Raw genomic sequence first — 24,470 nt, 5'->3', positions numbered from 1 at the left:
GCCCCGGCCATCGGCGAGCCTCCTGACCAGGTACGGAGTGGGCGGCCTGTGGCACGCTGAGAGGGACCGCACGTCATGGAGGGGACGTCACGGAAGGAGCGGCGCATGCCCGTCGAACCCTTGTCGCAGAAGGAGATCGAGGACCGGCTGGCGGAGCTGCCCGGCTGGTCGCTGGACGGCGGCCGGATCGCCCGCACCTACCGGCTGGGCTCGCACTTCGCGGCCACCGCGATGGTCGTGCACATCGCCCAGACCCAGGAGGAGCTGAACCACCACTCCGACCTCACCCTCGGCTACAACACGGTCTCCCTGACCATCAGCACGCACGACGCGGGCGGCGCCGTCACCGAGAAGGACTTCGAGCTGGCCCGCAGGGTGGAGGCGCTCGCGCCCGGCCACGGGGCGAGCTGATCCGGTGCTGGACTACGACAAGGAGGCGAGCGACTACGACGCCCTGCGGGGCGGCGAACCCCGGGCCGAGTCCGCCGCCCGTGCCGTGCTCGGCCTCGTCCCGGAGGGCACCGGCAGTCTGCTCGACGTGGCCTGCGGCACCGGCATCGTGACCCGGCTGCTCGCGGCCGGGCGGGACGGGATGCGGGTGACGGGCGTCGACCTGACGTACGCGATGGCGAGCCGGGCGGCCGTCCGGTTGCCCGGAGCGGTCGTACTCGCCGACAGCCGCCGACTCCCGTTCAGGGACGGGGAGTTCGACGCCGTCAGCAGCGTATGGCTGCTGCATCTGCTGGCCGGCCCCGAGGACGTCCGTACCGTCGTCGGGGAGTGCGCCCGTGTTCTGCGCCCCGGCGGGGTGTACGTCACCACCGTCGACAAGGCCGCCGCGCACAACGTGGGCAGCGACATCGACGCGGTGCTCGCCTCCCGCCCCAGGTACCCGGCGACGGACACCGTGGCCGACGTCGAGAGGTACGCCGCCGAGCACGGTCTCGAACCGGCCGGGCGGGCGACCTTCGCGGGCCGGGGACAGGGCCGCAGCCCCCGGCGCGCCCTCGCCGATCTGTGGCGCGGCTGGTTCATGACCATCCCGCCCGGCGACCCGCTCGCCGAGGACTTCGCCGTACGTCTGGCGGCCCTGCCCGACCAGGACCGGGCCCGCCCGGAGCCGAGGTTCAGCCTGCGGGCGTTCCGGAAGCCGCCGGGCTCCCGGGCCGGGTGAAGCCGGACGACCAGCCGGGCGACCAGGACTTGGCCTGATGTACGACCACTCCCTCCTGATGTACAGCGACTCCCTCCCGATGGACGGCAACTCCGGTGCGGGCGGCGGCGACTGAGGAAACGGAACCCGTCTGTCCTCTCGGGAGGTAGCCCACGTGACGCACCCGCACCCGCACCGCGGACGCACGATCCGCAAGCCCCGCACGGCGACTCGTAAGGCCCGCGGGATTCTGACGACGTTGGCGGCAGGCGCCCTGACCGCCGCCGGACTCACCACGTTCACCGCCCCGCCCGCCGCCGCGGCCACCGCCCGGCAGGTCGAGGCGCTGGACCGGGGTGTCGTCAGTGTGCACACCGACGCCGGGAACCTGGTCAGCTGGCGCTGGCTGGGGACCGACCCGAACGATGTGTCGTTCAACGTGTACCGGGCCGGTACGAAGGTCAACTCGACCCCGATCACCGGCTCCACCAACTACTTCCACTCCGGCGCCCCCGCCCAGGCCGACTACACGGTCCGGGCCATCGTGAACGGCGTCGAGCAGGGCGACTCGGTGCACGCGGTCCAACTCCGCACCGGCTACAAGGACGTACCGATCAGCGCGCCCGCCGGCGGCACCACTCCCGACGGCGTGGCGTACACCTACGAGGCCAATGACGCCTCCGTCGGCGACCTCGACGGCGACGGCTCCCTGGAGTTCGTCCTGAAGTGGCAGCCGACGAACGCCAAGGACAACTCCCAGTCCGGCTACACCGGCAACACGATCGTCGACGGCATCAAGCTCGACGGCACCCGCCTGTGGCGTATCGACCTGGGCCGCAACATCCGCTCGGGCGCGCACTACACCCAGTTCCAGATGTACGACTACGACGGCGACGGCAAGGCCGAGGTCGCCATGAAGACGGCGGACGGCACGGTCGACGGCACCGGCGCGGTCATCGGCAGCGCGTCCGCCGATCACCGCAACTCCAGCGGCTACATCCTCTCCGGTCCCGAGTATCTGACCATGTTCAACGGGCAGACCGGCAGGGCGATGCAGTCCGTCGACTACGTCCCGGCCCGCGGCACGGTCTCGTCCTGGGGCGACTCGTACGGCAACCGCGTGGACCGCTTCCTCGCCGGGACGGCGTATCTCGACGGCGCCCGGCCCTCCCTGATCATGGCGCGCGGTTACTACACCCGCACGGTGATCGCCGCCTGGGACTGGCGGAACGGGGCCTTCACCCGCCGCTGGACCTTCGACACCAGCTCCTCCACCAACAGCGGCAAGGGATTCGACGGCCAGGGCTCGCACAGCCTGTCCGTGGGTGACGTCGACGGCGACGGCAAGGACGAGATCGTGTACGGGGCGATGGCCGTCGACGACAACGGCAACGGGCTGTGGACCACGAAGACGGGCCACGGGGACGCCCAGCACCTCGGCGACCTCGACGCGTCCACCTCCGGCCTCGAGTACTTCAAGGTCTCCGAGTCCACCTCCCAGCCCGCCGAGCTGTACATCAACCCCGCGAACGGCGCGGTCCGCTGGCAGCTTGCCGCCTGCTGCGACAACGGCCGGGGCGTCGCCGGGGACATCTACGCGGGCAACGACGGCCCGGAGATGTGGTCCGCCTCCGACACGTCCATCCGCGACGAGGCCGGCGCGACCAAGGGCCGCGAACCCTCCTCGGTGAACTTCCTCTCCTGGTGGGACGGCGACCCGGTCCGTGAACTCCTCGACGGCACCCGCATCGACAAGTACGGCACCTCCGCCGACACCCGCCTCCTGACCGGCTCCGGCGTCTCCTCCAACAACGGCACCAAGGCGACCCCGGCCCTCTCCGGCGACATCCTCGGCGACTGGCGCGAGGAGGTCGTCTGGCGCACCAGCGGCAACACGGCCCTGCGGATCTACTCGACCCCGATCGAGACCACCACGAAGATCACGACCCTGCTCCACGACCCGATGTACCGCACGGGCCTGGCCTGGCAGAACACCGCCTACAACCAGCCCCCGCACACCAGCTTCTTCATCGGCGACGGCATGCCGGCGGCACCGAGGCCGACGGTGTACACGCCGTAGGCGGTCGGCCCCTCGGCGGCCGGGCACCCGCCTGGCCGCCGAGGGGCTTCTGGCTCATCCCAGGGTCAGCGACACCTGAACGGGCAGATGGTCGCTGGGGAACTGGCCGTTCGACGAGTAGGTGTTGATCGCCGCCCGGTGCACCGTGACACCCGGTGTGGCCAGGATCCAGTCGATGCGGTCACCGCCGGGCGTCAGCGGCCGGTAGCCGTGGAACGTCGCGTACAGCTCACCGCGCTCGGCCGCCGTGTCCCAGGTGTCGACGAGCCCGGCGCCCAGCATCGTGTCGTGGACGACGTTCCTGTGGGCCGCGACATTGAAGTCGCCGGTGACGACGACGGGGAGGGAGCGATCGAACCCGGCGACGCGCTGGGCGATCAGGGCGGCGGAACGCTCGCGTGCGTACTGGCTGAGGTTGTCGAGGTGGGTGTTCAGCAAGTAGAACTGCCGGTCACCGTTCCGTAGATCGCGGAAGCGGACCCAGGTGACCATACGTATGGAGCCGCCGCCCCAGGTGTTCGACGCGGGCACCTCAGGGGTGTCGGAGAGCCAGAAGTGGGCGTGTTCGAGCGGCGCGAGTCGGCGGGTGTCGTAGAAGACCGCCATGAACTCGTCGCGGTTGCCTCCCGCGCGTCCGGTGCCGATCCAGCGGTAGTTCGGCGCGAGGTCGGCCTCGATGTCGAGGAGTTGCTGGTGGAGGCCTTCCTGGGTGCCGATGACATGGGGAGCCTCCCGCCGCAGCAGTTCCCGCATCACCGGCCTGCGGGTGGCCCAGCTGTTGGGCTGGACGGTGCTCGCGTAGCGCAGGTTGAAGGACATGATGTCGAGTCGGGGATCGGCGAGTTCCTCCGTCGCGGTGGCGTGTTCGGCGGACAGCCCGGTGTGGGACAGGGGCAGCAGAACCGCCGCGGCGAGGGCGGTCTTCAGGCTCAGTCGGCGCGTGACTCGGCTGTGGTTCGGCACAGGGGCTCCTTCTGTGAAGGTCTCCGGGCGAGTCGTGCGTACACAGTCTGGAATGCCCCTCTGCGCTCGCCATGAACATGTCGGTATAGGACGGTGTACATGGCTCGAAGAGGGCGCGTGCCGGGTTCGACACGCGCCCTCGTGGTTCAACCGACCGTGCAGGCCTGCTCGCCGAGCCGGAAGGCCGTCGGTTCACCATTGGAGCCCGACCAACTGCCCGTGAAGCCGAAGCTCACCGAGGAACCGGCCGCCACACTGCCGTTCCAGCCCACGTTCTTCGCCGTCGCCGCCGAACCCGACTGGGTGTGGTCGGCGTTCCACATCTGCGAGATGGTCTGGCCATTGGGGAAGGACCAGCCGAGCGTCCAGCCGGACCAGGCGCTCGTGCCCGTGTTGGCGAGCTTCACATCGGCCTGGAAGCCGCCCGACCACTGGTTGGTGATCGTGTACGTCACCGCGCAGGCGCCCGTGGGCTGTGGCTCGGGCTCGGGATCCGTACCGCCGCCGCCCCCGCCCGTGTCGGAGGTGTCGCCGTAGATGACCCCGCGGCCGTTGGTCGCGATGTACACCCGCCCGTAGATCCGCGGGTCACCGGTGATGGCTCCGCCCGTCCAACCCCACTGGTGGGCGTCGTCGTTGATCCGGGTCCAGGTCGCGCCCTTGTCCGTCGAGCGGAAGATGCCGCGCACGCCACCGATCTTGGCGCTGGTGTACAGGGTCTGGTACGAGGCCCCGGTCGCCGCCTTGCCGAAGCCGATCGTGTCGGCCTGTGCGACGTTCGAGAGTTTGGTGAAACTCGCGCCGCCGTCCGTGGAGTGCCACAGGCCGTACGCGCCGTCCGTCGCGCCGCCCGCCAGCCAGATGTCGCCCTTCGTGCCGGGCAGCGCCTTGAAGCGGACGCTGTCGCCGCTGGGCAGACCGCTCGCGCTCGACGCCGTGAAGGTCGCGCCGCCGTCCGTGCTGACGTAGAACTTCCCGGACTTGAAGCCGTAGAAGGTCCTCGGGTCGACCCGGTCGGACTCGACGATCGCGCCGGCCGGTATCCCGCTCGACGCCTGCCACGCGTTGCCGAAGCCCGTCGTGTACTGCACACCCGTGCCCGCCGGGCTCCACACGAACCGGCTGCCGTCCGACGCCGCCGCGACCGTGCCGCCACCGCTGACGCCCGACGGATCGGTGCCCGCGAACCAGTTGGCGCCGTTGTCCGTGGAGAACGCGATGTGCGGGCCGGAGTCCAGGTTGCCGACCCGGACGACCGTGTTGGGGCTGGTCTCCGCGAAGTCCAGGCTGGTGGTGGTCGTGAAGTTCGGCTGGGTGAACATCATCGACGGGACCTTCGTCAGATCGGTGTGCCGGAACCCGCCGATGTCACCGAGGGCGCTGAGCAGCGGGGCACCGGACGGGGGAGAGGCGAGGTCGTTGACGGCCGTCTCCTCCAGACCCTGCACCATCGGCCTGATGGTGAACTGGCCGCCGCTGTCCCAGTTCCCCAGGTTCTCCGTGCCGTAGATCGTCGCACCCGTCCCGTACATCATCCGGTTCGAGTTGAACGGGTCGATCTCCAGCGCCTCCGTCATCCACCCGAGCTTCGGCGTCTGCTCCGGGGGCGACGGATTCGCGCCCCAGGTCAGCCACGGCGACGACGACACATCCATGGTGTAGCGGTTCGAGCGGTTCGGGTACGACGTGTAGTCCCACGCCCTGGTCCAGGTCGCGCCGCTGTCCGTCGAGCGGAAGATCTGGGTGTCCGGCCACCAGGAGCTGTACGCCGTCGCCATGACCGTGCCGGGCTTCTGCCGGTCGACCGTCAGCCCGCTGAAGCCGTAGTACGTGTCGGCCTCCGCCACCGGGCTGATGTTCGTCCAGGCACCGGTCGCCGTCGCGTACCGCCACAGCTGGCCCTTGCCGCCGTCGTACGGTCCGCCCTTGTCGCTGTAGGACAGATACAGATAGCCGTTCGTGGCGTCGAGGACGCCCTTGTGGGCCAGATAGCCGGTCGGCTGACCGGCCAGCCTCGACCATGTCGCGCCCGCGTCCGTCGACCGGTACACCGCGTTGTCCTTGTCGGCGACCCCGACGTAGATCGTTTTCGTCGCGTTCCCGGATGTGCCCGTCGACTCGTCGAAGGTGACCCAGACGATTCCCTGGTTGTCGGACGCGTACCCGGACGTGTCACTCGGGTCCTGCACGTAGTTGCCGACGTTCGGGAAGTTGGTCACCTGCGACCAGGTGACCCCCGAGTCCGTCGACCGCCACAGTCCCTTGCCGCTGGGCGCGCCCAGATACAGCACGCTGTTCTTGTTCGGGTCGACGACCAGACGCTCGCCCATGCCCCGACCGGGCATGTTCCCGCCCAGCTTGAACGGCAGGTTCGTCTTCTGCCAGCTCGCGCCCCGGTCGGAGGAGCGCAGGATCGCCCCGTTCCCGGGGTCCCAGCTGTTGGTGTACGTACCGGCCGCCACATACACCTTGTTCGGATCGACGGAGTCGGAGGCGAGGCTCACGACCCCGGTGTGCCCCCAGTCGTCCCAGCCGACCGAGTCGAGCAACGGGGTCCATGTCTTCGACGACTCCACCCAGCGATAGGCCCCGCCGATGTCCGTACGGGCGTACGCCAGGTTCTTCTCCTTGCGGTTGAAGACGATCCCGGGAACGAAACCGCCGCCGTCGATGCGGGCGTTCTTCCAGGTGTAGGTGTCGGCGGCGATCGACACCGACTTGTCGGCCTTCTCGGCGGCCAAGGCGGGTGGGGATCCCGCCAGAAGGCCCGCCGAGAGGGCGAGCACGGCCGTGAGGATGCGGGTTCTTCGCACGGTGATGTCCTCTCCAGGAGTGTGGGGGGAGGGGATGGACAGGCGCGAACGGCCGGGCGGCCCCCCGTGCGGGTGGGGACCGCCCGGCCAGGCTTCGCCGTCAGGTGGCGGAGCCGTGCTGCGGCGCGTCAGCGGGACTATTCGAGAAGCTCCGCGTAAGAGCCCATGGCCAACGCGATGTCCGCCTGGGCCCAGAACCGGTGATAGGTGAACGAAGGCGCGGCCCCACCGGCGAGATACGCCTCGATCTTCGACCAGGCCGGATCGTCCTCGTAGAACGACCGGATCGAGTCGAACGTCGACGACGAGTTGATCGCGTCACCGTTCGGCATCGTGCCGGTCCACCCGCTCGGGACGTACACCCGGTCGTCGAACCGGTTGTAGTCCGCGCGGGTCTCCGGAACGGCGATGCCGAGCCCGTCCTGGTGGTGGTCCCACATACCGTCGAGCAGCGCCTTGGCGACCCGGGCCGCGTCGGCGTCACCCGAGCGGTCGGCGTAGTACGTCAGGGTCTTGGCGTACGCGGCGGCCACACCCACGTCGTCGGTGTAGTCGGCGACGGTGACGTGCAGTCCCGCGTTGGCACCGGGACTCGACGCGTTCCAGGTGTCGGGCGCGCCGGACCACTGCAGGGTCGACGGGATGCGGTACGTCCCGTCGGGGTTGATCGTCGTCTTGGACAGCGCCCAGTCGACCCACTTGTCGAGCACGGTCTTCGCGGCCGCGTTGCCGGTCTGCTGGTAGTACTCGGCGACCCGCTCCATGGACCACGCCTGGAAGCCGAACCACTGGTTGGACGGCGGGTCGTGGTACACCGGCTTCTCGTCGTAGAACATGCCGTAGAAGGTCGGCGTACCGGCCGGGGGAGTGGCGTACCGCCCCGCCCAGCTGTTGGTGGCGCCGCCCGCGATGCCGCCCTCGTTGGACTGCAGCCAGCGGTAGAACTCGATCTGCCGGTCGAGGGACTTGGCCCAGTCCGCCTGCCCGGTGGTCGACTTGGGCTTCAGCGGGGCGTAGTTGGCGAGCGCGTACGCGGCGAGCGGGTTCTGGTAGCCGCCGTGCGTGTGGCTGGAGCCGATGCGCCAGGCCCAACCGGCGCTGGTGTCGGTCGCACCACCCCAGGCGTAGTACCAGGAGAGCAGATAGTGCGAGGCGTCCTTGCCGGTACCGGCGGGGCAGCTGGTCGCCCCCACACAGTTGCCGATCCTCTTGAAGTACTTGTCGTACATGGCGTAGCGCAGGTAGTCGCCCATCTTCGCGGCCTTGCCGATGGTCGCGGAGACGTCGGAGCCCTTGCCCTGCTGCTTGGCCCAGATGTCCGCCCAGTACGCGGCCTGCACGGCGCGCGCGTCGGCGTCGGGCGCGTTGGTGAACTTCCACTGCTTGGCGTACGACGCGTCACCGGTGAACAGGTCCAGATACCCGTTCTTCCCGCCGTACTTGAACTGGTCGCAGGTGGGCTGCGGGATGGTCTCCCACACCGACTCCTGCGGCCCGCGCTGGAAGGTGTTGATGTACGACGGCCCGGTGTCGGTCGGTCCGGCCTCGCACTTGCCGGGCGAGTTGCCGTAGCCGTAGACGTTGTCGACGTCCTGCAGCCAGTGCATGCCGTAGATGTCGTCCGTGCCGTACGCGCTCTTCAGCTCGGCGGCGATGGGGTCCGAGCCGACCGAGACCCCGGTGTTGAGCTGCGCCGGGTACTCGCCCGGGGTGTCGTGCTCGGGCGCGTACGTCGCCGGCTTGTTCGCCGTGTAGAAGGAGTTGGTCGGCTGGTCGGCGTGGGTCGGGATCATGTACTTCTCCATGATCTCCCACGCGTTGTTGAACTTGGACCAGTCGCCCGTCACCTTGCCGTACATGGCCTGGAGCCACAGGAGGTAGCTGTACGCCTCCGAGGTGGTCTCATGGCCGTGGTCAGGCGCCTCGACGATCAGCGTCTCCACCGAGTGGTACGGGATGCCCTCGGGGGAGAAGTAGCCGTTCGCCGGGTTGGTGATCTTGCCGTACAGCTCCAGGAAGCGTGCGTCGTACGTCTTCGACGCGGCCAGCTGCGTCACGGTCACCGCGGCCTTGGTGTGCCCGGTGGCCGTCGACTCGAAGACCGCCGAGCCGGTGCCGGAGGAGGCGGCCGTGATGGTCACCTTCTGCGCGGTGTTCCAGTTCGACGGCGTGAAGGTGAGCGAGGCGCCGCCCGTCACGGACAGACCGGTGTTGCCGGACGCCCGCGCGGTCGTCACCGTCACATTGCCCGACGGCTGTGTCGAAAGTTTCACGTCGTACGTGCCGGTCTTGCCCTGCTGCACACCCAGCTGGGTCGGCGAGACCACCACGGCGGGACCCGAGGCGACCGTGATGCCGACCGGCGTGGAACTCGCCGACGCGCCCAGACTGTCGTACGCCTTCGCCACCAGCGAATGACTGCCCGAGGACAGCCCCGTGGCCGAGAAGGTGTACGGCGAGGTCGTGTCCGTGCCCAGCAGCGTGGTGTCGTCGTAGAACTCGACCTTGCTGATCGTCGCGTTGTCCGCGGCAGCCGCGGTGGCCGCCATCGGCACCGCGTCACCCTGCGAGTACACCGCGCCCGCGGTCGGGCTGGTCAGCACGGTGATCGGCGGCTGGTGGGCGCCCACGCACGTGGTGCCGTTGATCGCGAAGCTGCTCGGCGCCGCGTTGGTGCCGCTGTACGTGAACTGGGCGCCGGTGGTCACCGCGGCCCCGACGGCGATCGTGCCGTTCCAGGACACGTTCTTCGCCGTCACCGTCTTCCCGGACTGCGACCAGGTGCCGTTCCAGCCGTTGGTCAGCGTCTGATTGCCGGTGTAGGCGTATGTCAGGGTCCAGCCGCTGATGGCCTCGGTGCCCCGGTTGGTGATCGTGAGTTCGGCGGTGAAGCCCGAACCCCAGTCGTTGGTCTTGTAGTCGACACTGCACGCGACCGCCGCCGCGCTGGCAGGGGTCGAGCCGGTCGAGAGCATCGTCAAGGGGAGTGCCAGGGCCGCCACGACGGCGGTCCAAAGACGCCGTACGGCACGGCGTCTCCGTCTGGGGTGCATGCTCTGGTTCCTTCCGTGCGGCTCTTACGAAGGTGGGGGCGGAGCAGCAACAACAAGCCTTGAACCAGTGGGAGCGCTCCCATATTGAGGAGGGGGCCGCAAGGGGTCAAGGTGCTTGAAGAGTCGAAAAGATTCGATGAGGTGCGAAAAGAATCTTGGTGCGCAATAACGCGACACCTCTGTTTTTTACCGTCACTTGGCGCTACCTTCACCAGCACCAGTGGGAGCGGTTCCAACAGTCGACACGTCCGTCCCGGCGTGTCCGATCTGCAAGGAGTCGCTCATGCGACACCCCCCGCGTTCAGGTCTTTTACTCGCCGGGGCGGCCGGTCTGGCCCTCGTGGCCACCGCGGTCGCACCGGTCGTCACCGCTTCGGGAGCCGCACCCGCCTGCACGGTGGAGTACTCCGTCACCAGCCAGTGGGCGGACGGCTTCCAGGGCGGCGTGAGGATCACCAACAACCAGGCGGCGCTCAGCGGTTGGTCCCTGACCTTCGACTTCGCCGGCGGTCAGAAGCTCACCCAGGGCTGGAACGCGCGATGGTCCCAGTCCGGTACGACGGTCACGGCGGCGAGCGAGAGCTGGAACGGCTCGTTGGGCACCGGCGCGAGCGTCACTGCCGGGTTCATCGCGTCATGGTCGGGGAGCAACGCCGTACCGACCGCGTTCAAGCTGAACGGCACGACGTGCAACGTGGACGCCGAGCCGTCACCGGATCCGACCGATCCGGGGCCCACCGACCCGCCGCCCGGCGACGACGGGCCACCGGTGCTCAAGGTGTCCGGCAACAAGCTCGTCGACGAGCGCGGCGCGACCCGCCGACTGCTCGGCGTCAACCGCTCCGGCGGCGAGTTCGCGTGCGTCCAGGGCAACGGCATCTGGGACGGACCGGTCGACGACGCCTCCGTCAAGGCGATCGCCGACTGGAACGTGAACACCGTACGCATCCCGCTCAACGAGGAGTGCTGGCTCGGGCTGTCCAACATCAGGCCCGAGTACGCGGGCGCCAACTACATCAACGCCGTCAAGGACCTGGTGGCGAAGGTGGAGGCGCACGGCATGACGCCGATGCTCGAACTGCACTGGTCCTGGGGCCAGTACACGGGCAACTCGGCGGGCTGCTCCGACGTGCACGCCAGCTGCCAGAAACCGATGCCCGACATGCGGTACAGCCCCACGTTCTGGGCCTCGGTGGCGAACACCTTCAAGAGCGACAAGCACGTGGTGTTCGACCTGTTCAACGAGCCCTACCCGGACCGCGCGACCTCCACGGCCACCCAGGCGTGGACCTGCTGGCGGGACGGCGGCACCTGCCCCGGCATCGGCTATGAGGTCGCCGGGATGCAGGACCTGATCGACGCGATCCGCGCCACCGGCGCGGAGAACGTGATCCTGGCCGGCGGGCTCGCGTACTCGAACGACCTCAGCCAGTGGCTCCAGTACAAGCCCACCGACCCCAAGGGCAATCTGGGCGCCGCCTGGCATGTGTACAACTTCAACTCCTGTGTGAACGAGAGCTGTTGGAACTCCACGCTGGCACCGGTCGCGGGCCAGGTCCCGCTGGTCGCGGGCGAGATCGGCGAGAACACCTGCGCCCACTCGTTCATCGACCGTGTGATGGCGTGGTTCGACACCCGGCAGCTCTCCTATCTGGGCTGGACCTGGAACACCTGGAACTGCTCCTCCGGGCCCACCCTGATCTCCGCCTACGACGGAACTCCCACGTCGTACGGCATCGGGCTGCGCGACCATCTGCGCTCGCTCGACGGCTAGGGCACGCCTCGGCCCCAGTACGGACGGGGCGCGCCACCGAGACCCCACTACCGACAGGCGCGACCGAGACCCCACTCGGAACCTCCACGTACACCCCACTACGGAAGAGGGAACCCGCACTCATGAGTCGTACCAGAACAGCACTCCTCGCGGCGATGGCGCTGGTCGCCGGCGCCGCCGGGACCGCGATCGCCGCCGTACCGGACGACGTCGGCACCAAGGCGATCCCCTGCACCGTCGACTACAAGGTGCAGAACCAGTGGTCCACCGGCTTCACGGCCGCCGTGACGATCACCAACAACAGCGCCGCGAAGTCGTCGTGGGCCGTGAAGTGGTCGTACGCCGGGAACCAGCAGATCGGCAACGGCTGGAACGCGAAGCTCTCCCAGAGCGGGACCGCCGTGACGGCCGCCAACGAGACGTACAACGGCTCGCTCCCGACCGGCGGTTCGGTGAGCTTCGGCTTCAACGCCTCCTACAGCGGCACCAACGCCCTCCCGACCACGTTCACCCTCGACGGGGTGACCTGCAACGTCGACGACGGCGGCGGTGGTCCCACCACTCCGCCCGGCCCCGGTACGCCGGGCACCAGGGTCGACAACCCGTACGCGGGCGCCAAGGTGTACGTGAACCCCGAGTGGTCCGCGAAGGCCGCCGCCGAGCCGGGCGGCAGCCGGATCTCCAACCAGCCGACCGGTGTGTGGCTGGACCGGATCGCCGCCATCAACGGTGTCAACGGTGGGATGGGTCTGCGCGCCCACCTCGACGAGGCGCTGCGGCAGAAGGGTTCCGACCAGCTCGTCGTCCAGCTGGTGATCTACAACCTGCCCGGCCGTGACTGCGCGGCCCTCGCCTCCAACGGCGAGCTGGGCCCCACGGAGATCGACAAGTACAAGACGCAGTACATCGACCCGATCGCGGCCATCCTCGCCGACCCGAAGTACGCCTCCCTGCGGATCGTCACCACGGTCGAGATCGACTCCCTGCCCAACCTCGTCACCAACACCGGAAGCCGCCCGACGGCCACCCCCCAGTGCGATGTGATGAAGGCCAACGGCAACTACATCAAGGGCGTCGGCTACGCGCTCAACAAGCTCGGTGACGTCGCCAACGTCTACAACTACGTCGACGCCGGCCACCACGGCTGGATCGGCTGGGACGACAACTTCGGGGCCTCCGCCAACACCTTCAAGGAGGCGGCGACGGCCGAGGGCGCGACGGTCAACGACGTCCACGGCTTCATCACCAACACGGCCAACTACAGCGCCCTGAAGGAGAACAACTTCACCATCAACGACAACGTGGCCGGCAAGTCGGTCCGTGAGTCGAAGTGGGTCGACTGGAACCGCTACGTCGACGAGCTGTCCTTCGCCCAGGCCTTCCGCAACCAGCTGGTCTCGGTCGGCTTCAACTCGAACATCGGCATGCTGATCGACACGTCCAGGAACGGCTGGGGCGGCAGCGCCCGGCCCACCGGACCCGGCGCCACGACCAGCGTCGACACGTACGTCAACGGCGGTCGCTACGACCGTCGCATCCACATCGGCAACTGGTGCAACCAGTCCGGAGCCGGTCTCGGCGAGCGTCCGCAGGCCGCCCCGGCGACCGGGATCGACGCCTACGTGTGGATGAAGCCCCCGGGTGAGTCCGACGGTTCGAGCTCCGCCATCCCGAACGACGAGGGCAAGGGCTTCGACCGCATGTGCGACCCGACGTACACGGGCAACCCGCGCAACGGCAACAACATGTCCGGCGCCCTGCCGAACTCGCCGCTCTCCGGGCACTGGTTCTCCGCGCAGTTCCAGGAGCTGATGAGGAACGCGTACCCGGCGCTGTGACGGGTGCCGTGACCGACGGCACTGCGACAGCGGGTGCCGTGACCGGCGGCGTCGAGTCGCCGGATGCGTGAGGTGGTCCGCCGGGGGCCGTATTTCCCTCCGGCCCTCGGCGGACCGCCGACGGGGTTGTGTTCCGCTCCCCGGTTTTGCCGATACGGCAACGCAAGTGGCCCCCTCCGGGGTACCGGCGCAGGCTGGTGCCAACCGATGAGAGGGGCACCGTCATGGCGCACGGGCATCACCACGACCACACCGAGATCGACTGGGCGGAGCTGGCCGACCACCTGGAGGGGCAGGCGGAGCTGTTCGCTCCGCTGTACCGGCAGGCGGCGGCCTGGCTGGCGCAGCGGCAGCCCGAGCCGGGGCTGATCGTCGACGTGGGCAGCGGGCCGGGAGTGGTGAGCTGTCTGCTGGCCGACGCGTTCCCCGGCGCCCGGATCGTGGCCGTCGACGGCTCCGGGCCCCTGCTGGAGCGGGCCCGCGCACGGGCCGAGGACCTGGGCGTCGCCGACCGCTTCAGCACCCTGGAGGCCGAACTCCCGGACGGCCTCGGTGACCTGGACCACCCCGCCGATCTGCTGTGGGCCAGCCGCAGCCTGCACCACCTCGGCGACCAGCGCGCCGCCCTCGCCGCCTTCGCCGAACGCCTCGCACCCGGCGGGACGCTGGCCATCGTCGAGGGCGGGCTGCCCAGCCGGTTCCTGCCGCGTGACATCGGCATCGGCCGCGCCGGACTGCAGTCCCGGCTCGACGCCGCCGAGGAGCTGTGGTTCAGCGAGATGCGCGCCGGGCTCCCCGGCAGCGTCGCGGAGCCCGAGGACTGGCCGGGCCTCCTCGCCGCCGTGGGCCTGCGCGACGCCACGTCCCGCACCTTCCTGCTGGACCTCCCGGCCCCGTTGTCGGACGCCGCCCGCGCCTATGCCGTGGCCTCCTTCGGGCGCGGCCGGGGAATCCTCGCGGACTTCCTCGACACCTCCGACCTCGCGGTCCTCGACCGTCTCCTCGACCCCGACGACAAGGCGAGCCTGTACCACCGCACGGACCTGTTCGTCCTGGCCGCGCACACGGTCCACACGGCACACAAGTGACGTCGGCTCCCGCGCTGCCGCTGTGACCCCCTCGCCCCCAACGGCCCGCCTGCGGGACTTCGCCGCCGAACTCGGGGATTCGAAGGGGCTGTTGACCATCGCCGGGAACGCGGCCGAGTACGCGGACGTGCGGGCGGCGGTGGAGGCCACGCTGAAGGAGTTCGGGCGGATCGACACGATCGTCGCCAACGCCGGGTTCGCCACGCACGACACCGTCGCCGAGGGGGACCCGGCGCAGTGGACGGACATGGTGCTGACCAATGTGCTCGGCCCCGCTCTGCTGATCCGGGCCGCCATCGACGCCCTGAAGGAGACCAAGGGGCGGATCGTGCTGGTCGGCAGCGTCGCCGGGTTCGTGAACGGGCCCGGCAACATCTATGGGGCGACCATGGGGGTACCTCCCGCTCGAGCGTAGCCGAGAGTGGGGGAGGGCTGTTACCGGGCTCGCCGAGAACACCCGGCGGCAGGTCACCGAGTGGGGCGTGGGCGTGACCCTGATCGCCCCGGCCGTGTGGAGACCCCCTTCTGGGACAGCTACGGCAGCCTCCCGCCCGGGCACCTCCTCACCGCCGGCCAACTCGCCGACTCCGTCGTCTGGGCGATACGGCAACCGGCGGGCGTCGACGTCAACACCGTGGTCGTACGCCCCATCGGCCAGCCCAACTGACGTCGCGCCCAACTGACGCCGCCCGGCCAGGGACCGGGCCCGCGGCCCGCGGCACACGAGACCGCCCGCCGGAACCCCTCCGGCGGGCGGTCTCAGCGTGTGTGCGTCACGCCAGGTCGAACGTCGCCGGGTCCGGGCCGAGGCGGCGGTCCTCGTTCAGAGCGCTGATCGCCGCGATGTCCTCGGCGTCCAGGGAGAAGTCGAAGACCTCGATGTTCTCCTTGATACGGGACGGCGTCACCGACTTGGGGATGACCACGTTGCCCAGCTGGAGGTGCCAGCGGAGCACGATCTGGGCCGGGGTGCGGCCGTGCTTCTGGGCGATCGCGACGATCGCCGGTACCTCCAGGAGCCCCTTGCCCTGACCGAGCGGCGACCAGGCCTCCGTGGCGATGCCCTGCTCCACGTGGTACTCGCGGGCGGCGTGCTGCTGGAGGTGCGGGTGCAGCTCGATCTGATTGACCGCCGGAATGACGGAGGTGGCCTCGATCAGCGTCTCCAGGTGCTCCGGAAGGAAGTTGGAGACACCGATGGACTTGGCGCGGCCGTCGGCGTGCAGCTTCTCGAACGCCTTGTACGTGTCGACGAACTTGCCCCGGGCCGGCAGCGGCCAGTGGATCAGATACAGATCCACGTACTCCAGGCCGAGCTTGTCCAGGGACTCGTCGAAGGCGCGCAGCGTGGAGTCGTAACCCTGCTCGCTGTTCCAGAGCTTGGTGGTGACGAAGAGGTCCTCGCGGGGGAGACCCGAGGCGGCGATGGCCTTGCCGGTGCCCTCTTCGTTGCCGTAGATCGCGGCCGTGTCGATGCTGCGGTAGCCGGCCTCCAGCGCCGTGGTGACGGCGCTCTCGGCCTCGTCGTCCGGCACCTGCCACACGCCGAAGCCCAGCTGGGGCATCTCGACGCCGTTGTTCAGGATGATCGGGGGGACCTTGCTGCTCACGAGCTCTCGATCCTTCAAGTCGTCGGGTGGTACATCCCATCGTCAACGATCACGGGCCGCGATGCATTCCTGAGCGGATCACTCGCGCCCCGAATCGCAGAATGGCCGGAAATGGATCCGGTGGTTCCACCCTAACGGTCTGGACCATCGACCGAACCCGGCGACGACTCGGCGGGATCGGTGCGCCGGATCCTCGAGAAGGGCGGCTCGGGCGCCGCCCGTGCCGGGCGGCCGGCCCCGGACGTCACGCCCGGTACAGCGCCTCCACCTCGGTCGCGTACGCCTTCTCGATCGCCTTTCGCTTCAGCTTCAGGGAAGGCGTCAACAGGCCGTGCTCCTCGGTGAACTGGTGCGCAAGGATGCGGAACGTACGGATCGACTCGGCCTGGGAGACCAGGGTGTTGGCGGCGACCACCGCCCGCCGCACCTCGGTCTCCAGCTCGGGGTCGCGCACCAGCTCGGCCGGGGGCGGCTTCGGCTTGCCCCGCATCTGGAGCCAGTGCTCGACCGCCTCCCCGTCCAGGGTGACGAGGGCGGCGATGTACGGCCGGTCGTTGCCGACGACGATGCACTGGGCGACCAGCGGATGGTCGCGCACCCGCTCCTCCAGGACCGCCGGCGAGACGCTCTTGCCGCCGGAGGTCACCAGGATCTCCTTCTTGCGCCCGGTGATGGTGAGATAGCCGTCCGCGTCCAGCGCGCCCAGGTCACCGGTGGCCAGCCAGCCGTCGTGCAGGGTCTCGTCGGTGGCCTTGGGGTTGTTGAGATACCCCTGGAAGACGTTGGCGCCGCGCAGCCATATCTCGCCGTCCTCCGCGATGTGCACGGTCGTCCCGGGGATGGCCTGGCCGACCGTGCCGTAGCGGGTGCGCTCGGGCGGGTTGGCGGTGGCGGCGGCCGTGGTCTCGGTGAGGCCGTATCCCTCGTAGATGTGGACGCCCGCGCCCGCGAAGAACAGCCCGAGGCGCCGGTCCATCGCCGAGCCGCCGGACATCGCGTACTTGATCCGGCCGCCCATCGCCTCGCGGATCTTGGCGTAGACGACCTTGTCGAAGAACTGGTGCTGCATCCGCAGCGAGGCCGAGGGCCCCGGCCCGATGCCCCAGGCCTTGGCCTCCATCGCGTCGGCGTACTTCACGGCGACCTCGACGGCCTTCTCGAACGGCCCGGACCTGCCCTCCCGTTCGGCCTTGCGCCGGCTCGCGTGGAAGACCTTCTCGAAGATGTACGGCACCGCGAGGAAGAAGGTCGGCTTGAAGGCGGCGAGGTCAGGCAGCAGAACCGCCGCGTTGAGCTGCGGCTGGTGGCCGAACTTGACCTTTCCGCGGATCCCGGCGACCTGCACCATCCGCCCGAAGACATGCGCGAGCGGCAGGAACAGCAGCGTCGCCGGCTCGTTGCCCTTCCGCGAGGTGAACAGCGGTGCCCAGCGCTCGATGACCGTGTCCGCCTCGAACATGAAGTTCCCGTGCGAGATGACACAGCCCTTGGGGCGGCCCGTGGTGCCGGAGGTGTAGATGATCGTCGCGATCGACTCGGGGGTCACCGCACGCCTGTGTCGGTGCACCACCTCGTCGTCGAGGTGCGCGCCCGACTCGTACAGCTCCTCCAAGGCCCCCGCGTCCAGCTGCCACAGCCGGTGCAGCTGGGGCAGCCGGTCGATGACCGTGGCGATCGTCATCGCGTGGTCCTCGTGTTCGACCATGGCCGCCGTGACCTGCGCGTCGTACAGCATCCAGAAGACCTGCTCGGCGGAGGAGGTGGGGTAGAGGGGGACGACCTGGGCGCCGATGGTCCACAGGGCGTAGTCGAAGAGGGTCCACTCATAGCGCGTACGGGACATGATGGCGACGCGATCGCCGAATCGGATGCCCTGTGCGAGCAGCCCCTTGGCGAGGGCGAGGACCTCGTCGCGGAACTCCGCCGAGGTCACGTCCCGCCACTCGCCCCGCTCGTCCTTGCGGCCGAGGGCGATGAACGTCGGGTCCTCCTCGGCGTACTCGAAGACGGCGTCGGCCAGACCGCCCACCGGCGGCGCCGACGCCAACGGAGGGTTGGTGAACTCGCGCAAACCCGCTCCTCGTGGCGCTCCGCACAGGGCGTGAAAGCTACCTCACCCAGAGGTCGGACGGGAGGGGTTGCGGAAGGGACGAATCCGTACCGAGGCCACAGGTCGCCACGGGAAAACCTGTGCATAAGGGGAGATATTCGCCGTAATTTCTGACCCCCGGGTAAGTTCCGGCATCGTAATCTCCACCGAACCCGCACGACCCGATTACGGCCGGCCCCGCCAGGACCACGGCCCGGCCCGGGTGAACATGAACACCGCTCACGTCCGCGCACCGGTGGGACCGGGTCACGCCGCTTCGCGTCCGGCCCCACCGGTATCCATACCAGCGCACCCGCGCCCATGGGCGTCACACTCCCCGCGCCCGGCCGTGCAGTCGGTCGCCGCCGGAGAGGACCGCGGCGGCCAGGGCGTCGGCCGCGCTCGCCGCCGCTCCCGGCCGTCGGCCGTGGACGAGGACGAAGTCGACCTCGCCCAGTTCCGGCAGACCCGCCCGGTCCGGGACGCGGACCAGACCAGGGGGCACCAGCCGACGTGAATGCGCCATCACGCCGAGGCCCGCGCGGGCGGCGGCGATCAGTCCGTTGAGGCTGCCGCTGGTGCAGACGACGCGCCAGGCGCGGCCCTCGCGTTCCAGCGCCTCCATGGCGAGGGCGCGGGTGATGCCGGGCGGCGGATAGACGATCAGCGGCACCGGGCGGTCGGGGTCGAGGCGGAGGCGTTCCGCGCCGATCCACACCAGCCGGTCGGTCCAGACCGGTTCGCCGCGCGGGTCCTCGGGCCGCCGCTTGGCCAGGACGAGGTCCAGCTTCCCGGCGGCGAGCTGTTCGTGCAGCGTGCCCGACAGCTCCACCGTCAACTCCAGGTCCACCTCGGGATGGTCGTGCCGGAAGCCCTCCAGGATCTCCGGGAGCCGGGTCAGCACGAAGTCCTCCGACGCCCCGAACCGCAGCCGTCCGCGCAGCCGGGTCCCGGTGAAGAACGCGGTCGCCTGCTCGTGCACTTCGAGGAGCCGGCGCGCGAAACCGAGCATGGCCTCGCCGTCCTCCGTCAGCTCCACGGAGTGCGTGTCCCGGGAGAACAGCTGCCGCCCGGTCGCGTCCTCCAGTCGGCGTACGTGCTGGCTGACCGTGGACTGGCGCAGACCGAGGCGCCGGGCGGCCTGGGTGAAGCTCAGTGTCTGGGCCACGGCCAGGAAGGTACGCAGCTGGGAGGGGTCGTACATGCCCACCAGCGTAGACGGTGATCGCAAAACGTGATGACAGTCAGAGTGGTATGCCGGATTCCCGATCGAGCGGATCAGGGGGACGATGGAGAGGGCACGTTCTGCCCCTGAGCAAGATCGAAACCAGCCGACGTCGATCCCGGTGACCGACGTCGAACCCCGTGAGTCGAACCCAGTAAGTGGAGCACCGTGAAACGCCTGCAGTGGCCGAGTTGGATGCCGATCGACCCGTACATCCTGCTGTTGCTCGGGACGGTGGGCGTCGCGGCGCTCCTCCCGGCGCGGGGTACGGCCGCCGAGGTCGCGTCGGGCGCGTCCACGGCCGCGATCGCCTTCCTGTTCTTCCTCTACGGCGCCCGGCTCTCCACCCGTGAGGCCCTGGACGGCCTCAAGCACTGGCGGCTGCACATCACCGTGCTGGCCTGCACGTTCGTCATCTTCCCGCTGTTGGGGCTCGCCGCCCGAGGCCTCGAACCGGTGTTCCTGAACCACTCCCTCTACACCGGTCTGCTCTTCCTCACCCTCGTCCCGTCGACCATCCAGTCGTCGATCGCCTTCACCTCGATGGCCCGCGGCAACGTGCCCGCCGCGATCTGCGCGGGCTCCTTCTCCTCCCTCGCCGGCATCGTCATCACCCCGCTGCTCGCGGCGAGCCTGCTGGGCGGCAGCGTGGGCGGCTTCTCCGCCGACTCGGTGCTGAAGATCGTGCTCCAGCTGCTGGTGCCGTTCATGGCCGGACAGGTCGCCCGTCGCTGGATCGGCGGTTTCGTCACCCGGCACAGGAAGATCCTCGGTCTCGTCGACCGCGGCTCGATCCTCCTCGTCGTCTACGTCGCGTTCAGCGAGGGCATGGTGCGTGGGATCTGGAGCCAGGTCAGCCCGCTGCGCCTCGCCGGGCTGCTCGTCGTGGAGGCCGTCCTGCTCGCGGTGATGCTGCTGCTCACCTGGTACGGCGCGAAGGCCCTCCGCTTCGACCGGGCGGACCGTATCGCCATCCAGTTCGCCGGCTCGAAGAAGTCCCTCGCCTCCGGACTGCCCATGGCGAGCGTCCTGTTCGGCGCCGAGGCCTCCCTCGCCGTGTTGCCGCTGATGCTGTTCCACCAGATGCAGCTCATGGTGTGCGCGGTCATCGCCAAACGCCGCTCGCACGACCCGGTCGAGCCGGAGATCACGGAGCTTCGAGACGAAGCGATACGAACCGCGGTCGGTACAGGGACACGTTCCGCGTGATGTTCAGCTGCGCCGACGTCGCGTTCGCGTCCAGCCAGTTGACGTCGTAGCTGAGGACGAGCCGGTCGTCGCCGACCGCCTCATGGATCTGCGGGTTGTACGCGGCGACCCCGTCGGCGGGCAGCGGCGCGTCGAAGGCCTCGGTGGGCCCGTGCCAGGGGCCGGTGGGGGAGCAGGCCCAGTAGGCGGTGACGGTCGTCAGCCCCTCGGTGCCGGCGGCCATCGTGAACAGCACATACGTACGGCCGTCACGGACGACGGTGAACGCGCTGCCCACCCCCTTGTCCTCCCCGTTCCCGAGCACCGCCGCCGGGCGCCCGCGCACCGCCCACCGCGAGCCGTCCCAGTACTCCCACGCCCCCGGCTCCCCGAGCCGGCCGCGCGGCACCCGGGCGACGTACGCGTGGGAGGTCGGCCGGGAGGCGGCCTGGGCGTCGGTGCCGCCGAAGACGTACGTCCAGTCACCGGCGTCGACCGCCGTCGTGCCGAACAGCACCCGCCGGGCCGGATCGGCGACCGACGCCTGGTCGAGCACCGTCGTGATGCCCTCCAGCCGCAGATCGGGCAGCGACAGCGTGGCCACCTCCGTCGCCGTCGGCACCCCGTAGATCCACGGCGACTGTCCCGCCGTACGGGTCCACAGCAGTACGCGTACGACCCGCTCGGTCGAGCCCGGTGCGCGGGGCTCGACCCGGGCGGCCACCGGCCAGCGCCACCGCTGCGGGGCCGGGTCCGGGAAGACGGGCGCCGGGAGCGTGGTCCGAAGACGGCCGGAACGGGACATCACCACCGCCGAGTTGCGCACCAGCGGCGCCGAGACGTCCCGCCACGCCACCGACTCGCCGACCGGGTTGGGCGGTGGGTGCACCTGGCCGAGGTAGGTGTCGGAGAACAGCCACAGCACACGCCCGTCCGGGAGCCGCACCGAGTGGGTGCCGTCGCCGCCGGTCCAGTCGTCGGTACGGGTCGCGTCGTCGCCGTAGCGGGCGAACTCGCCGGTCAGGGACGCGTCCGGGTCCCAGTCCCGCACCGTGCGGGCCGTGCAGGTGCGACCGCCCTCCCGGTCGTCGTCCGGGAGGGCGGTGAGCAGCACGGCGGCGAGGGCCAGGACCAGTGCCAGGATCAGGACCGGTCCGGCCCCCGTCCGCTGTCGTGCTCCTGTGTCGTCGGGCACGCAGGGGACGTTAGTGGCCTCGGTCCACCCGGTCCATGGGCAGCCACAGGATCGAGCCCCGGGTCGCCGTGCTCGTGGTACGCAGCCCGGCCACCTCCTCGTCGCTCAACGCCCGGTCGACGACCCGTACTTCGTCGATCGCCCCGGTGAAGTGCACGCGGCTGTCGACCCGTTGCCCGATGTGCACCCCGAACGGCGAGTTGCGGCTGACCGATCCGGGGATGTCGGCGGTGCCGAACGGCGTTCCGTCGACGAACAGCGTGAGCTCACCTCCCCCACGCTCGGCTTCGCTCGCGCGGGAGGTACCCCCATCCCGACGCAGCGCCAGATGGTGCCACTGCCCGTCGTTGTACGCGCCCGTCGACCGCACCGACGTGGTCCTGGGCGCCGCGGCCCCGTCCCGCACGGTGATCAGCCCGGTCAGCCGCCCCGCCGCGGGCTCCCCGCGCAGCCACACCTGCGGCTGTGACGTCCCGACCCCGCCCATCCACAGCATCGGCTGCTCACCGGTGGTGGCCGAGTACCGGAACCACAGCGAGGCGGTGAAGTCCTTCGTGTACAGCGGCAGTCGCGACCGGTACGGCAGGCGTACGGCGTCGTCGGTGCCGTCGAACTCGATCGCGCCGCCGAACACGCCGTCGGTCTCCCGCGCACCGCCGAGCACGGCCGCCCGCTTGCCGCCGGGCGCCTTGTCGGGCGTCGTCGGGTCCGGGCCGCGGCGCGGCTGCAGCCAGTCCTCGGTGAACCGGGCGAAGCGGATCTCGTCGCGGGCGTCGACCGCGCCGCCCTCGTACAGCAGCCCCACGGTGGCGGTGCCGTCACGGCCGCCGATCCGCACCATGTCCGAGTAGCCGGACCAGTCCGTGGTGACGATCGTGCCCCGGTCCACGCTGTCCCAGGTGCGTCCACCGTCGTACGAGGAGCGGATCGCCATCGTCCGGCGGCGGTCCGGGTCGGCCGGGCAGGCCAGCAGCATGCGGTCGCCCAGACGCAGCACGGAACCCTGCACCTGAGGCGTGTAGAGATCCGGGATCGCCCGGAAGGGGTGCTCGAAGCTGTTGCCGCCGTCCCGGCTGGAGGTCTGGCCGCGGTGTCCGAGATCGGTGCCGTCCTGTTCCCTTCCGCTGACGAACACCGACCCGTCGGCGCGCTCGGCGAGCGTCAGCTCCGACGGCTTCTGCCGGAACGGGCCCTCCGGCGGGATCGGCCATGAGTCCGTCGCGCCGATCCTCCAGTTCTCGCCGCCGTCGTCGCTGATGACCAGTGCCGCGTGGTTGGCGGTCACCCGGTTGTCCGCCCAGCTCTCCGCGTTGACCCCGAAGACCAGCCGTCCCGCGTGTCTGCCCCGGGTGAGCTGGATGCCGTGCACCGGGCCGGTGGCATACCACGAGTTCCATCCCGCCGGGCGGATCTCGTCGGTGAGGTTGCGCGGCGCCGACCAGGTCAGGCCGTCGTCGTCGCTGTACTGGAGGTGCGGGGCGCGGTCGCAGGGGACGGCGCAGCTCGCGCTGTCCGTACGGCCCGTGTTGTACGTCTCCGCCAGCACGATCCGGCCGGTGCGGCGGTCCACGATCGGCGCGGGGTTGCCGTGCGTGTCACCGGACCCCTCGTTGACGACCTGAAGCGGGCCCCATGTCCGGCCGCCGTCCGTGGACCGTTTGACCACGATGTCTATGTCGGCCGCGTCTCCGCAGTTCAGCACCCGCCCCTCGGCGAACGCGAGCAGGGTGCCCTTGGCGGTCCTGACGACGGCCGGGATCCGGAAGCAGGCGTAGCCCGGGTCCTGGGACGCCTTGAACAGGACCTGCTGTTCGAACTCGGCGGCGGCGGAGGTCTGTTGGGTCTCCGGTTCCGCGTCCGCGGGGTGGGGGAGGGCGAGGAGTGCGGCGGTGGTGAATAACGCGACGAGGGGGGATCTGAGGCGGGCTCTGAGACGTGCGGTGGGGTGTGGTCCGGGAGGCGCTGCGAGGTGTGGTCTGAGACGTGCGTGAAGACTCGACGGCATGTTGCGGCCAGCCCTTCATCCGTCCGGGCGTCTGGACATCGGACGTCCCACGTCCGATGTGCGGCCACGAACGGTACTTCGGGGCTCAGGGGGCTCACAAGAACCGTGCGGTGGTTGCGAGGGGGGTGTGTCTCGATGCGTGGTGGCGTTCCGCCAGAAGGGTTTCGCCCCCGCCGCCCCTACCCATCCCATCCCCCCGGGGCTCCGGAGCCATGGGGGGGGCGGGGGTGGGGGTGTCGGCCTGCTCGCCTCGCAACTGGGCAACGTCGTCCAGTCCGGCGTCGGCGAGGAGGAACGCAGTGAGGCCGGAGGGCTCCAGTTCACGGCCCAGAATCTGGGCTCCGCGCTGGGCACCGCGCTCATCGGGTCCATTCTGATCGGTGCGCTGGCCCACGC

15 protein-coding genes and 2 pseudogenes are annotated in these 24,470 nt (G+C 69.9%); 9 read left to right on the top strand and 8 right to left on the bottom strand.

The features are described 5' to 3' along the window. Nucleotides 1–105 precede the first annotated feature (105 nt). From STRIP9103_RS44735 to STRIP9103_RS44725, 3 genes are all read left to right on the top strand, one after another. Nucleotides 106–411, top strand: coding sequence for a 4a-hydroxytetrahydrobiopterin dehydratase (locus STRIP9103_RS44735; protein ID WP_009343812.1), 306 nt, complete (start codon nt 106–108; stop codon nt 409–411). Nucleotides 412–415: 4 nt separating this feature from the next. Next, nucleotides 416–1,174 (top strand): class I SAM-dependent methyltransferase, encoded by a 759-nt coding sequence (locus STRIP9103_RS44730; RefSeq protein WP_009343809.1) that lies wholly within the window; start codon nt 416–418, stop codon nt 1,172–1,174. Nucleotides 1,175–1,328: 154 nt separating this feature from the next. Beyond that, nucleotides 1,329–3,233: a rhamnogalacturonan lyase gene (locus STRIP9103_RS44725; RefSeq protein WP_009343832.1), complete on the top strand. Its 1,905-nt coding sequence runs from the start codon at nt 1,329–1,331 to the stop codon at nt 3,231–3,233. A gap of 54 nt (nt 3,234–3,287) precedes the next feature. Here STRIP9103_RS44725 and STRIP9103_RS44720 read toward each other — a convergent pair whose 3' ends face one another. The 3 genes from STRIP9103_RS44720 to STRIP9103_RS44710 all read right to left on the bottom strand — a co-directional run bounded on the left by STRIP9103_RS44720 (nt 3,288) and on the right by STRIP9103_RS44710 (nt 10,062). Beyond that, nucleotides 3,288–4,196, bottom strand: coding sequence for an endonuclease/exonuclease/phosphatase family protein (locus STRIP9103_RS44720; RefSeq protein WP_009343803.1), 909 nt, complete (start codon nt 4,194–4,196; stop codon nt 3,288–3,290). A 146-nt stretch (nt 4,197–4,342) separates the two neighbouring features. Then, the gene (locus STRIP9103_RS44715) at nt 4,343–7,009 is read right to left on the bottom strand and encodes a cellulose binding domain-containing protein (protein WP_009343830.1); all 2,667 of its coding nucleotides are present in this window, start codon (nt 7,007–7,009) and stop codon (nt 4,343–4,345) included. Between the two features lie 137 nt (nt 7,010–7,146). Then, the gene (locus STRIP9103_RS44710; RefSeq protein WP_009343816.1) at nt 7,147–10,062 is read right to left on the bottom strand and encodes a glycoside hydrolase family 48 protein; all 2,916 of its coding nucleotides are present in this window, start codon (nt 10,060–10,062) and stop codon (nt 7,147–7,149) included. A 283-nt stretch (nt 10,063–10,345) separates the two neighbouring features. Here STRIP9103_RS44710 and STRIP9103_RS44705 point away from each other — a divergent pair, with 283 nt between their 5' ends. The 4 genes and pseudogenes from STRIP9103_RS44705 to STRIP9103_RS44690 form a co-directional block, all read left to right on the top strand. Next, nucleotides 10,346–11,836 carry a cellulase family glycosylhydrolase gene (locus STRIP9103_RS44705; RefSeq protein WP_009343834.1) on the top strand — a complete coding sequence of 497 codons (1,491 nt, stop codon included), beginning with the start codon at nt 10,346–10,348 and terminating at the stop codon, nt 11,834–11,836. Nucleotides 11,837–11,958: 122 nt separating this feature from the next. After that, nucleotides 11,959–13,674, top strand: a complete 1,716-nt coding sequence (locus STRIP9103_RS44700) for a glycoside hydrolase family 6 protein (protein ID WP_009343821.1) — start codon at nt 11,959–11,961, stop codon at nt 13,672–13,674. 224 nt (nt 13,675–13,898) lie between these two features. Further along, nucleotides 13,899–14,762: a class I SAM-dependent methyltransferase gene (locus tag STRIP9103_RS44695; RefSeq protein WP_009343818.1), complete on the top strand. Its 864-nt coding sequence runs from the start codon at nt 13,899–13,901 to the stop codon at nt 14,760–14,762. 46 nt (nt 14,763–14,808) lie between these two features. After that, nucleotides 14,809–15,429, top strand: a pseudogene (locus STRIP9103_RS44690) (SDR family oxidoreductase); the annotation flags it as partial. 106 nt (nt 15,430–15,535) lie between these two features. Here STRIP9103_RS44690 and STRIP9103_RS44685 read toward each other — a convergent pair. The 3 genes from STRIP9103_RS44685 to STRIP9103_RS44675 form a co-directional block, all read right to left on the bottom strand. Next, nucleotides 15,536–16,372 carry an aldo/keto reductase gene (locus STRIP9103_RS44685; RefSeq protein WP_009343805.1) on the bottom strand — a complete coding sequence of 279 codons (837 nt, stop codon included), beginning with the start codon at nt 16,370–16,372 and terminating at the stop codon, nt 15,536–15,538. 244 nt (nt 16,373–16,616) lie between these two features. After that, nucleotides 16,617–18,443, bottom strand: a complete 1,827-nt coding sequence (locus STRIP9103_RS44680; RefSeq protein WP_009343828.1) for an AMP-dependent synthetase/ligase — start codon at nt 18,441–18,443, stop codon at nt 16,617–16,619. Between the two features lie 346 nt (nt 18,444–18,789). Continuing rightward, nucleotides 18,790–19,665 carry a LysR substrate-binding domain-containing protein gene (locus STRIP9103_RS44675; RefSeq protein WP_048822339.1) on the bottom strand — a complete coding sequence of 292 codons (876 nt, stop codon included), beginning with the start codon at nt 19,663–19,665 and terminating at the stop codon, nt 18,790–18,792. A 216-nt stretch (nt 19,666–19,881) separates the two neighbouring features. On the opposite strand from STRIP9103_RS44675, the gene STRIP9103_RS44670 reads away from it, so the two are divergent. Further along, nucleotides 19,882–20,895 (top strand): bile acid:sodium symporter family protein, encoded by a 1,014-nt coding sequence (locus tag STRIP9103_RS44670; protein WP_048822336.1) that lies wholly within the window; start codon nt 19,882–19,884, stop codon nt 20,893–20,895. Here STRIP9103_RS44670 and STRIP9103_RS44665 read toward each other — a convergent pair. Both STRIP9103_RS44665 and STRIP9103_RS44660 read right to left on the bottom strand, forming a co-directional pair. Further along, nucleotides 20,834–22,069, bottom strand: coding sequence for a DUF4185 domain-containing protein (locus tag STRIP9103_RS44665; protein ID WP_009343823.1), 1,236 nt, complete (start codon nt 22,067–22,069; stop codon nt 20,834–20,836). The genes STRIP9103_RS44670 and STRIP9103_RS44665 overlap by 62 nt on opposite strands. A gap of 10 nt (nt 22,070–22,079) precedes the next feature. Further along, nucleotides 22,080–24,074 (bottom strand): sialidase family protein, encoded by a 1,995-nt coding sequence (locus STRIP9103_RS44660; RefSeq protein WP_009343819.1) that lies wholly within the window; start codon nt 24,072–24,074, stop codon nt 22,080–22,082. 226 nt (nt 24,075–24,300) lie between these two features. On the opposite strand from STRIP9103_RS44660, the pseudogene STRIP9103_RS49590 reads away from it, so the two are divergent. Beyond that, nucleotides 24,301–24,470 (top strand): annotated as a pseudogene (locus tag STRIP9103_RS49590) (MFS transporter); the annotation flags it as partial.

This window comes from Streptomyces ipomoeae 91-03 (assembly GCF_000317595.1).
GTDB lineage: Bacteria > Actinomycetota > Actinomycetes > Streptomycetales > Streptomycetaceae > Streptomyces > Streptomyces ipomoeae.
Note: the sequence above shows the minus strand (reverse complement) of the source record. Positions and strands in the feature narration are given on the sequence as shown.